Annotated in this window: 14 protein-coding genes and 1 pseudogene; 2 read left to right on the top strand and 13 right to left on the bottom strand. The window is 26.8% G+C overall.

Going from position 1 to position 12,066, the window contains the following annotated elements:
* Nucleotides 1-73 precede the first annotated feature (73 nt).
* From KQY27_RS07540 to KQY27_RS07480, 13 genes and pseudogenes are all read right to left on the bottom strand, one after another.
* Entirely contained in the window at nucleotides 74-1,618 is a 1,545-nt protein-coding gene (locus tag KQY27_RS07540) for a 4Fe-4S binding protein (protein ID WP_224425965.1), read from the bottom strand.
* A 109-nt stretch (nucleotides 1,619-1,727) separates the two neighbouring features.
* Entirely contained in the window at nucleotides 1,728-1,991 is a 264-nt protein-coding gene (locus KQY27_RS07535) for an energy-converting hydrogenase B subunit J (protein WP_224425964.1), read from the bottom strand.
* 3 nt (nucleotides 1,992-1,994) lie between these two features.
* Nucleotides 1,995-2,504, bottom strand: a pseudogene (locus KQY27_RS07530) (MnhB domain-containing protein); the annotation flags it as partial.
* A 5-nt stretch (nucleotides 2,505-2,509) separates the two neighbouring features.
* Complete coding sequence (locus tag KQY27_RS07525) at nucleotides 2,510-2,872, bottom strand: EhbH (protein WP_224425963.1); 363 nt, start codon at nucleotides 2,870-2,872, stop codon at nucleotides 2,510-2,512.
* The gene (locus KQY27_RS07520) at nucleotides 2,865-3,209 is read right to left on the bottom strand and encodes an energy-converting hydrogenase B subunit G EhbG (RefSeq protein WP_224425962.1); all 345 of its coding nucleotides are present in this window, start codon (nucleotides 3,207-3,209) and stop codon (nucleotides 2,865-2,867) included. The genes KQY27_RS07525 and KQY27_RS07520 overlap by 8 nt, the downstream gene beginning before the upstream one ends.
* Nucleotides 3,210-4,703, bottom strand: a complete 1,494-nt coding sequence (gene ehbF / locus KQY27_RS07515) for an energy conserving hydrogenase EhbF (RefSeq protein WP_255596645.1) — start codon at nucleotides 4,701-4,703, stop codon at nucleotides 3,210-3,212. It lies immediately after the preceding gene.
* The gene (locus KQY27_RS07510) at nucleotides 4,696-5,073 is read right to left on the bottom strand and encodes a cation:proton antiporter subunit C (protein ID WP_224425961.1); all 378 of its coding nucleotides are present in this window, start codon (nucleotides 5,071-5,073) and stop codon (nucleotides 4,696-4,698) included. The genes ehbF and KQY27_RS07510 overlap by 8 nt, the downstream gene beginning before the upstream one ends.
* Before the next feature lie 8 nt (nucleotides 5,074-5,081).
* Complete coding sequence (locus KQY27_RS07505) at nucleotides 5,082-5,318, bottom strand: DUF4040 domain-containing protein (protein WP_224425960.1); 237 nt, start codon at nucleotides 5,316-5,318, stop codon at nucleotides 5,082-5,084.
* Entirely contained in the window at nucleotides 5,311-5,955 is a 645-nt protein-coding gene (locus KQY27_RS07500; RefSeq protein WP_224425959.1) for a hypothetical protein, read from the bottom strand. The genes KQY27_RS07505 and KQY27_RS07500 overlap by 8 nt, the downstream gene beginning before the upstream one ends.
* A gap of 1 nt (nucleotide 5,956) precedes the next feature.
* The gene (locus KQY27_RS07495; protein WP_224425958.1) at nucleotides 5,957-6,217 is read right to left on the bottom strand and encodes a hypothetical protein; all 261 of its coding nucleotides are present in this window, start codon (nucleotides 6,215-6,217) and stop codon (nucleotides 5,957-5,959) included.
* A 136-nt stretch (nucleotides 6,218-6,353) separates the two neighbouring features.
* Complete coding sequence (locus tag KQY27_RS07490; RefSeq protein WP_224425957.1) at nucleotides 6,354-6,671, bottom strand: Na+/H+ antiporter subunit E; 318 nt, start codon at nucleotides 6,669-6,671, stop codon at nucleotides 6,354-6,356.
* 315 nt (nucleotides 6,672-6,986) lie between these two features.
* Complete coding sequence (locus tag KQY27_RS07485; RefSeq protein ID WP_342765752.1) at nucleotides 6,987-7,811, bottom strand: metal-dependent hydrolase; 825 nt, start codon at nucleotides 7,809-7,811, stop codon at nucleotides 6,987-6,989.
* Nucleotides 7,812-8,105: 294 nt separating this feature from the next.
* Entirely contained in the window at nucleotides 8,106-8,891 is a 786-nt protein-coding gene (locus KQY27_RS07480; protein WP_224425955.1) for a succinylglutamate desuccinylase/aspartoacylase family protein, read from the bottom strand.
* A gap of 1,390 nt (nucleotides 8,892-10,281) precedes the next feature.
* Here KQY27_RS07480 and KQY27_RS07475 point away from each other — a divergent pair.
* Together KQY27_RS07475 and KQY27_RS07470 are read left to right on the top strand one after the other, a co-directional pair.
* Nucleotides 10,282-11,457 (top strand): argininosuccinate synthase, encoded by a 1,176-nt coding sequence (locus KQY27_RS07475; protein WP_224425954.1) that lies wholly within the window; start codon nucleotides 10,282-10,284, stop codon nucleotides 11,455-11,457.
* 341 nt (nucleotides 11,458-11,798) lie between these two features.
* The gene (locus KQY27_RS07470; protein ID WP_224425953.1) at nucleotides 11,799-11,978 is read left to right on the top strand and encodes a hypothetical protein; all 180 of its coding nucleotides are present in this window, start codon (nucleotides 11,799-11,801) and stop codon (nucleotides 11,976-11,978) included.
* The last annotated feature ends 88 nt before the right edge of the window (nucleotides 11,979-12,066 follow it).

Below are 12,066 nucleotides of genomic sequence, written 5' to 3'. Positions count from 1 at the left end.
GATTGTAAATTACTACAATTAATATTGTCTATAATTATTAATATAATTATTCAATATATGTTACTATAAATCATTAGGAAGTATTATCATTAATTTTATCATTCAATTCTTCAAATTCTCTCTCAAATATAAATGCTTTTGCAGGACAAGCATTACGACAAGCACCACAATATATACATTTATTTTCATCAACAACCATCATGCCGATGTCTTCACGATCGATAATTGCATCTTCAGGACATATTCTATAACATAATTTACAATTCATACATAGTTTATTATCTATTAAGTTGAAACCACTAGTTATGCGTTTTTTAGCCATAGTAGTTTTAGGAATAGCATCTACAGGACAATGGATTCCACAAGTTTCGCATAAAATACATTTATCCTTATCAACTTCTATAGTACCTCTTTTTAATGTGATTGCATCTTTTGGACAAAGTTCACTGCATATTCCACAAGATATACAATCTTCAGAAACTGATCCATCCCATTTAACTGTGATAAAGCTGCGTGCATGTTGTCTGTCACATACTTTCACACATTTACCACAAGATACACAATAACCAACAAGTCCAGTATCATTTTCTTCATCTTCTCTTAATGTAGAAACTGGACATCCATTAATTGCTCTTTGATTTAGTTTTTCAGATTCAACTTCAACTTTCAACAATTCTTTAGCTAATGCCATATCATCAGCTACACCAATATCATCAAGTTTAGAATTATTATCATCAAATGCATCATCTAGAATATTATCAAGAATTTTATTATCATAATCATTATTGTCTAGTTCATTAATAGCTACTTTCAAATCAATGGAAGGATCATATCGCATTTTTCCATCAATTTGTTTTAATGCACCAGTACTACTATTATCAGCACACAAACCACAGTTAAGACAAGAAATAATTGAACCAGTAATTTCTTCATCAGATTTAATAATATTGACTTCAAAATTATCTGCTTCGATTGCTCCATTAGGGCAATTTTTAAGACAATTTAAGCATAAAACACATTTATCATGATCAATAACCCCATTTTCTATAGCATCAGCAGGACAAACATCAACACAAATTCTACACTGAGTACAAACACCAGCTTGATCAGTGCTTACATTAATAGCTTTTGTAGGACAATAATATTCACACCTTCCACATAAAATACACTCTTCATAATCAGTTCCAACACAATTTCTTTTAACTTCTGTTTTTACAGCTTTAGATTCTCGAAGAGTAGGAATAGCTAAATTAAGAGATTTTAAGAAATTCAATTGTTTTTCTTCAATTAAGTCAAAACCATCAATTCTAGCATCAATTGGACATGCATCTATACATATTCCACATCTAGCACAAATACCTTTAGTTACACCATCTTCAATATGGATACTGTTAACTGGACAAGTGTATTCACAAACTCCACAGGCATTACATTTAGCTCTGTCAACTACATATCCCCCATATCTATTTTTGAATATTGCTTGATTTGGGCAAGCTTCAAAACACGCCCCACAAGTAATACAACTAAAAGCTTTACCATTGATAAGGCGAATAGCTTCGGTAGGGCATATTTTAACACACTCCCCGATTCCTTCGCATTTATTTGTTGATAAAAACATGATTTTAACTTCCTATTATCTTAAATCTTTCAAATAATGAATATTTTATTATTTATAAATTAGTATTATAAATTATTATAAATTAATTCTCTTTATAAATTAATTTTGATTAATTATTATTTCTATGATAAATTTTTGTAAGTATATTACCTACTATTAAACCTATTGCTCCAGATAAGAACGATGTAGATATTGGGACATCGTCGAAAAATGGATATGGTCCAGATTGCCATGCAATTACAATAGCTACAATGAGTATAGTAATATAAGATCCAAGAGTAAAGCTAATACCACTTCCAGGAATATCTCTAATTCGTATTCCTACAATAAACCCTATTAAAAATCCAAATATTACTGGTCCCAAATATAACATAGTTTAATCTCCTGCTCCATCATCACTAACATTATCCTTATCATCATTATCATCATTAGTAATATGATCTTTAACTTTATCAAATTGCGAAAATGCAATTACAACAGCACTCAAACCTACAAATACTTTTAAACCAACTAAAATATTAAAGTAAGGAACTATTCCTGCGTTGGTTGGATCTGGATAATGGAATATATTAACTAAATACTGAGGAAGCAATCCATAAAAGTCTGTACCTACGTTATAAAGGAAGAATCCTGAAGCAAATAAACCAACCAATCCAAGGCTAATGTATCCAAGAGCACCAATACTTTCAATTGCAGATATGAAATCGTGGGAAAAATGAATAGGACTGTATTCAAGGCCATAAACAATTATACACAATATAACTCCACCAGCTATCATGGCCCCTCCTTGGAAACCACCACCCGGAGTAATATGCCCCCCTAAAATAGTCATTATTCCCAAACAAACAAGTACAAATGCAGTTGGAAAGGCAAATAACTTAAGAATAGGATTCATTGTTTTTCCTCCTCATTAGTAATATTTTCATTTTCATTTTTAGTAATACCCACATCCTCATCAGTATCTCCATCAACCAAACCTCTTCCAAATATCAAGAGAACAACAATTACTGCAGTAACTAATATTAATGATTCACCAAGAGTATCATAACCTCTCCAATCAAATACTACTAAAGTTATCATATTAGGTTCAATAGAAGTACCTAAATAATTGTAAATTTTACTAATACCGGGATCAATAATCTTACTAAATCCAAACATAACATCGAATAATGTTATAGAGAAGAGAGCTGTGGCTATTGACAATATAAGAGTTCTAGTTCCTTTATGTTCATTAGATTTATTATCATTAGACATGTCTAGTCCCCCAGTAAATTACTGTTATTAGTATACCTAAGGTAAGAATAGCATAAAATGCCATTTTATCTAAAGAATCACTTTGTTCTCTTTTTAGTTTTGGAATTAAAGGCATATTTGTGACTAAAAATAAGCCAATTGCCAAAACCAGTATTATGGTTAATAAAATACTAATACGCCTAAGTAATATTATTGCAATAAGAAGAGTTGAAATAAGAGTTAATTCTGCAGCTAAAGCTGATGAAACAGACTCATTAGTAGCTAAATCTTCTTTTAGCCTTTCTTTAATATTTGTAACATTTTTAAAGGAATTTATTATTTTTTCATATAAACCCATCTAAATCAACCCCATTGCAAATTGTGAAATGCTGTCTGTAGCTAAATGTGGGAAAAGTCCCAATATAATACACAATATCAATAATACAGTTATTGCAAAAACTGATGATTTTGGAATTGGTTTATCCAATATTTTCAAATCATTTGGTTTTGGTTTTAAATAAATTGAATGGAATGCTTTTACAAAAACCATGAATGTTACAATACTTACTAAAACAGCAATGATTGATATTTCAGGAAATCCTGAATTTAAAGATGCTTGAATAATCATTAATTTACTTTGGAATCCATTTAAAGGAGGAACACCAGCCATGGCTAATCCACCTATTAATACCATTATCGCTACTATTGGGTTGTTTACAATCAATCCCCCAAGTTTATTAGTGTCTGACGTTTTAGTAAGATATAATACAGTTCCTAATCCAATGAATAATAATGCAGTTACTATTAATTCATTGACTGCTTGGAAAAGACCCGCTGTTATTGAAAATTGAGTTCCAAGAGCAAATCCAAGTAAAATAAAACCAAGCTCACCTAAAGCTAAAAATCCAAGCATTCTCCTAAAGTCAGTTTGCATAATAGCCATCGTGACACCTAAAATCATTGCAGCTAATGAAAATAGTAATAACAATGTGTGGAAGAATGGTAAATAGGAAAATATTCTAAATATTGCTATTCCAATACCTATAAATGTTATTACAGTAAAGGCTTGAAGTAATGCTGCAGAGTTTGGAAGAGCTTTACTATAAATTCCTGATTTAATAGTGTGAAATGGAGGTAAACCTGATGCATACAGCCAACCAAAGAATATTAAACCAAAAGCAAATATTAATGCTGGTGAAAATGGATTAACCAAATTATGAGAAATTGCATAAACAATATCAGTTATATTTACACTACCTATTACCCCTAGGACAAATCCTATACCTAAAAGCATCAATGGGCCACCAATAGACCCTAAGATCAAATATTTAAGGGCCATTTGGTAATTATTATCTGATTTTGAAGTTAAAATAATTCCAACTTGAGTTAAAGCAGCTATCTCAAAGAAAACATATATATTAAAAATATCATCAGAAAGAAGTATTGCAGTAACTGCAGCTGTTCCCATGAACATTAAAAACATTAAAGGTCCTGAAACCTTTTTGTTTTGATTTAATGATGTGAAAATTGCAAAAAATGCTACAATTCCCAATATAAATATAAATAATTTCTGGAAAGCTTCAAATGAATATGTAATAGCTGGATGGAAAGTAGCTAAAGTAGAATTAGCAATTGACGCTGGAAGTGTACTTAATAATGTTGGGTCAGTTATTAAAGGTGCATGTCCACCAAAATAGTGTAAACCATAGTTTGCAATTAAAGGAATGATTGGTATAGCAATAGCTACTATAATAGCAATTATTTTTACAGTTCTATCTTTTTTATGGAAAAGATTAAGAAGTAGTGCACAAATTAATGGAATGACTACCATCAAAGGAATTAGTTCATTCATTATTATCACCTAACAATACTGATGCACTTAATGTACCATGTTTCCTATATAAAATCATAGCTATAGCTAACATTACAGCTAATGTACTTGCTCCAATAACAATACTTGTGAGAACTAAAGCTTGAGGTAAAGGATAAGCAGAATTTGCTGCAAACCAATTTTGTGTCATACCAGGCATTATAATTGGAACAACTCCACCAGCTTTGTAACCAAGAGTTATAATAAATAAATTAGCTCCTTCTTCAATAAAAGCTATTCCAATAATCTTTTTTATAATATTATCCAAAAATATAGCTGCATAAAGACCAACAACAATAAAAGCAGCTGAAGTGAGCAGTGCTAAAAGTTGAGTATCTGTTAGAAAATTCATCAAATCAATCATGATTCATCAGTCCTTTGAGTTTTATATACAGCAAGAGCTAAAAATACTGGAACAATGGCTGCACCAACAATAGCTTGAGTTAAAGCTACATCTGGAGCTAATAAAAATTGAAAAAGAAAAGCTACAGATGCTCCATTGATTCCAGTTAAAATAGCGGCTTTAAGTAAGTCTCTCTGCATAACTGCAAGAATACATCCTAGAACTGCAATAATCATTACTACAATTTCAATCATGCTTTTCTCCTCCTTCCTCATCTTTATTTCTATTATCCATATTATTATCTTTATTGTTGCTATTGTCGTTATTGTCGTTATTGTCGTTATATTCTTTATTATCGTTATCAATAGCATTAATGTCTTTGTTATATTTATTGTCTTTATATTTACTTAAATTGCTATTTTCAATATCATCAGTAGTAACTTCTTTAATAACAACATCACGTTTATCAGAAATAAGACCTTTAAATTCTTCAGATTTAGTATAAGATACAATATTAGACTTAAATTCAGCATCAATCTTTGTATTATTATTAAGAGCTAATTCTGTATATAAATTATCATTTACTCTACCTGTAAGTTCATCATTAGTTTCATACTTACGATCATCTTCACCAAAATAATAAGCATTAGCCATTGCATGAGCTACAAATGGAGCTAATATAAAGTAAAGTCCTGCAAGAAGATATTGGCCCAAACCAATCATAGCCAGTACACATGCAATATCAACCATTCCCAACATGTGAATCCTTACATATATTACTTTCTCCATACCATCATCAAGACGAAGTATTCCAAAAGCAGTTATCAATATTATAATAGCTGCAATAATAAGACAAATTGATTGAATAATTTCTATAGCAAAACCAAGCATATTATTCCCTCCTTAATACTATTGCAAAAGCTATTGTACCTATAACACCTAAAAGAAGCAATGCTAAAGCTATATCTTTAGTAAAATCAATAGAATACAAATCTCCTGCTATTAAAAGGAGTACAGCAGTAGCTAAAGAAAATGTAGAGCATCCAATAAGCCCCATAGCTATTGTCCTATGAGTAAGTATCCTAACAGAAGCGAACATGAATATTACAAGTGCTACTATTAAAATATATTTTGAAATCAACAGTACATCCATTGTTATCACATTTTACATGATTTAAGAAAATTTAAACGACAAATTTACATTAATTATACTGATTATTAAATTATATTAAATTATTTATATATTAAATTATTAAATAATAATTTTGAATTATAATTTTGAATTTATTTCATTCTAACATTTTTTTAATATAAGGCTCAAATGGAATAACATCCTTGACATCTCTTGGTGCTATAATAGCTACTTTAAGCAACTGATTTTCACTATCTACATCTATTGTTAATGTTCCAGGAGTAAGTGTAATACTGTTAGCTAATATTGTCTGTGATACTGGACGTTTGAGGTCTGTTTTAATGTCAATGACTATCGGGTCAATAGTTTTCCCACCTTTAACAGCCCTAACAGCAGTATCAATAGTTGCAAGTATTATCTCCTTTATAAGTACTATAAAGTAAGATATTCCATAATAAATTCGAGTTAAGAACATTTTAAAGAATCTCCATTTGTTAAATCAATGCAAAGCAAGATTATTTTTGATATTTATAGATATGCTTATACATTAACTTAAAATTATATTAATTAGTTTTCCATAAGTTAATTTCTATTTATTTCTATAATTAATTATAATATAAAAACATGAAAAATTATTAACATATAATTTAATCATGATTATTAATTAAGATTATCATGATTATTTATTATAAATCTTTCTATATTCATCAATATATGAAAGATAAAAATGGATAAAAATTAATTATAAAACATTATTATAAAATAATTTTTTACTATTATGTGATATTAATTAAGCAAATATCAAATTCCAATTCAAAATAGCTAATATAGTAAAAAATAGTATTGAAATTAATACTAATGAAAGCAATGCGAACTTTTTATGAAATTTTTTTGAAGAAAATGGAGCAAATAGCTTTATTCCTGCAGGAGTTAATGCATCAAGAATTAAATGACTGAAAAATCCTAGAAATAATGGTAAAAATATAAATATGGCAATCATATAATATTTATAGTTAAAAATAAATTGTAAATAATCAAAATATACATTATTTAAATAATTTAAAAAAACTATAGAATAAATATATCTATAAATATCATTATAAAATGGAAGCAAAAATCTTAAAAATCCTTCTGGTAAAAATAGCATTCCTAATAAAAATAATAACAAAAATGGAGCTATAATCTTTTTATTTAAAGTTAAAACAGCTAAAATTATCACTATCAAACTCATAGCTAATAAATTAAAAGGAAAAATTCCATTCCCCATATTCATTAAATCAAATGAATTTAAAAATGGTGATAAAATATTTACTGCCATTACCACTACACAAAATATCAATATTGATAGAATAATAATTCCTAATAACGAGTGAGTAAATCCCCTATGATTAGAATAATAAAAGATAATTGGTAAAATACACAGAATAATCCCAATAAAATAAGGAAGTTTAGCTATATACAAAATTATAAAGAAAAGGAGACCTATTATTTCCATCTTATAAAGGTTAATTTTTTTGATATCATGATCAAAATCAGGTAAATTAGCTCCGATTAAAGCAATAGCTATAGAAATAGGATTTGGAAAAAATAAAAATGCCAAAAATAATGCAAATATAGAATGACCTTTATAAGAAGAAATAATATCACCAAATCTAAAAAATTAATCAAAATAATAATATAATTACTTTTATTATCATATAACTTATCAATTTTCCAAGATGATGAAAAGTAATTTATTGCAAAAATAGTAAATAGTATTTAAAAATTAAAATAGTTTAAATAGATTAAAAGATTGAATAGTAAAAAATTAATTAGAAAATTAAAATAAGAAATTAAAATAAGAAACAAAAGTTATTTATTATATAATTAATCACTGATTACAATTAATCAGTGCTGATGAAATAAATAACTATGAATCAGCAGGTATTATTCCAAAATAAGATAAATAAGATTCCATTTGTTCTAAAGATCTATTACAAGTATCTTTTTCAGCAATACCATTAGCAGATAAAACTTCACATGTAACAGATGGGATTCCCATCATATTACATTCATCTTCAATTGCACCTTGATATGCATTACCAGCATTTTTGTAAAATAACAATTCTGATTCAATAGAATCTGCAATAAATTTACCAATTTGAAAACTTTCTGGAGAAGGTTTTAATGCACAAAATATTCCTTCTTTACCCGGCACACTATTAAGAGAAGTTGAATGAAAATCTCCTACTGATTTTATATCTAATTTTTTAACTTTAGCTAAAATATCATTACTAAGTGAACCATGAACAGTACTTACTCTATTTAAATCAACTCCATCAAACCATCTTGAATTAACCATTGTAGACTTTGGAGCTGAAAAAGGAATTATATATACACTTCCATTTAAATTATTTTCTTTATGAAGATTATATAATTTATGTATCAACTGTATTGCAGCTATTTGGGGAGGTAATTCATTACCATGGATCCCTGCAACTATCATTAATTTCAGAGGAGCAGATCCTATTTTGATTATAGGTGTTCCTTTTATAGATTCTTTTAAAATTTCCCGAGAAATAGATGTATTGGGAATATTATCAAAAACTTGATAATTAGCAGCTATATAACCACCAGAAACATAAGAAATGCAAGAAATATCCAAATCATTTTGGAATTCAAATTCACTAAATTGTTCCGATTCCGTTTGATTCATCTGAAAATCAATCCCATTCTTAATTTTAGTGTTTAACTTTTTTTCTCTAATTTTTGTGTTATGATTTTTGATAGAAATCCCCCACTATCTATTCAATAAAAGGTCAAAAGATTTATAACCTTTTTATATTCAATTTAATTATGATTTAGAGATTAAATAAATATAGTTTATAAATATAATATAATTATCTAATAATACAATTATTTTATAAATTTATAAACAAATATTTAATCTTAACATTGTTAACCAAATATGAAAAAGATTTTTAATAATTATTTACTTAAAGTAATCTTATTAGTTTTTAATCTTTAAAAATTTTATTTATTAACTGATAGTAATTATTCAAATATATTAAATAATGAATAATTATTCAAAATATGTTAAATAATGAATGATTTTTATATAATCATAAATATTTTAATTATCTATAAGAATGTTATTATTATTAGTTATTATTTTTAATATCATTGTATTTAAATTTTGTTAAACATTATACAAAATTTTATAAAAATTAGAACAATTATACAAAATTTTATAGAAACCAGCCCATTTATAAAAAAAATTTTGCACACTAAAAGTTGAGAAAAAATAATTTGGAAAATAATATGGAAAAATATATATTTTTTATTTTTTTCAATTCTTATAAAAATCCATGAAATTACGCTAAATAAAAAGTATAATTATAAAATATTTATATTATTGAGTAATAATCTATTATTAAATAAAATATCAGTGTTAAAGAATTTAAAGAAAAATATAAGAAAAATAATAGACTATCAAAAATTTAGGCATACCTAAATATTTATATACTATGAAGTACAATTGTTAATTGTGAAATCTAAAACATCGAAAATTGAAAAATTTGAAATGGGTCTCACTCCTCAATTGACAAAAACTGTTCTTTCACATGTCATCTCAGCCTTTTCATTTTAATAGCCACGTCAATTGAGGACTTTTCTTCTGTTTTAACAATGAATAGAATATCTTGAATATTTAGATTTTTTTTGAGTTTATATCCTTTGAGTTTATATTTGTGATTTATATATTTTAATTATTTTGAAATAAATATTAATCATCTATATTACTTTAGTAGTTGATATCTATTGATTATCTAAAATGATAACGTATAAATCTATGATTATAAAAAATAATAAATATATCCCCATAATTATAAGAAATGATAATATAAAAAATGATAATTTTAAATTATACGGTCATGAAATATAATTTTATAAACTTATTACTCTTATCAATTACTCTTATTATACTTATAATTCTTATTTTAATTATGTTTAAATAATATAATAAATAAAATTGTTATATTGTTGATAATTATAACTCAATTCATGATTAACTAAATTTATTATATCAACTTTATATGGTGAATCAAATGGACAAAGTAATTCTTGCATTTAGTGGTGGATTAGATACCACTGTATGTGTTAAATTATTAGAAGAAGAATATAATTTAGAAGTAATAACTGCCTGTGTAGATGTTGGACAAGGCCAAGAAGAAGTAGAAAAAGCAGAGAAAGTAGCTAAAAATCTTGGAGTAAAACAGCACTATACAATAGATGCTAAAGATGAATTTGCAAATGAATATATAACTAAAGGGATAAAAGCTAATGCTGTTTATGAAGGATATCCATTAAGTACTGCTCTTGCAAGACCACTTATAGCTATGAAAATTATTGAAATAGCTGAAAAAGAAAACGCAAAGGCAATTGCACATGGATGTACTGGTAAAGGTAATGATCAATTCAGATTTGAAGCAGTTATTAGATCTATGTCTGACTTTGATATTGTTGCCCCTATTAGAGATCTTAACCTTACAAGAACAGAAGAGCAAGATTATGCTAAAAAACATGGAATACCAATCTCTTCTGATAAAATTTACAGTATTGATGAAAATATTTGGGGAAGATCTATTGAAGGAGATCTCCTTGAAAATCCAGAAAATGAACCTCCTGAAGACATATATGCCTGGACTGCTTCAGCAGAAGATGCAAAACATCATCCGACTAAAATAGCTATTGAATTTGATGAAGGAGTGCCAATAGCTATTGATGGTAAAATAATGCCACTTATTGAGCTTATTGAAGAAGCAAACAGAATTGCGGGAGAAAATGGAATAGGAAGAATTGATACCATAGAAAATCGTATGATTGGGCTTAAAAGTAGGGAAATCTATGAAGTTCCTGGAGCACTTCTTATCATTAGAGCACACCAAGCTTTAGAAGAATTAGTACTTACAAAAGACGAACTTCTCTTTGCTGAATACATGAGTACAAAGTATTCAGATCTTATTTACACTGCACTCTGGCAAGAACCTCTTAGAGAAGATATGGATCAAGCAATAGACAATATGCAAGGAAGAGTAACAGGAAAAGTAGTAATGAAGTTATTTAAAGGTTCAATGTTACCTTTAGCTAGAGAATCTGATTATAGTTTACATGATATTGAATTGATTAGTTTTGAAGATAAAGAAAATGATCAAAAAGAAATAGAAGGTATGATAAAATATCATGGTCTTCAAGCAGCTATATATCAGAAACTAAATAGATAATTAATAGATTTATTTATATAATACATTATATAGGTTTTATCTTAATCCTATATTTTATTTTTTATATTTTAATCTTTATTTTAATTTTAAACTCTTAATCTTCATTAGAATTAATATATTTCTTTTAATTTTTTTATTCTTTATTTTTTTTTACATATTTCTTATTTACTCTTTCTTCTTTATTCATTTCTCATTTTTCTTTTCTCTTCTCTTCTTCTCTTTCTTCTTTAATCTTTTCTCTTTATTCCTTTCCCTTCACTCCTTTCCCTTTAAATTTGTCCTCATAATTTATTTTTATATAAATTATATCTTTTTATTCTCTATTATTTTTAATATTAATATTGATAAAGAAAAAGATTAAAAGAATAAATGACATAATTATAATCATGAATGATAAAATAAAAGATTTAGTAGTTGACAAAGATGTTAAATGTCCAAAATGTGGTGGAAAAATGAAAAAATGTGGGACATTGAACGGGAAAAGTCAATTTTGTTGCGTAAAATGCGGATATAAAATATAAATATAATTATAACAATTTATAAGTTATTTTTATTATTTTTATTAATAATATATAAAAAATAATATAATAAAATACTAATTAACATGTT

Origin of the sequence: Methanobrevibacter sp. TMH8 (assembly GCF_020148105.1) — an archaeon.
In the GTDB taxonomy this organism is placed as follows: domain Archaea; phylum Methanobacteriota; class Methanobacteria; order Methanobacteriales; family Methanobacteriaceae; genus Methanobinarius.
Note: the sequence above shows the minus strand (reverse complement) of the source record. Positions and strands in the feature narration are given on the sequence as shown.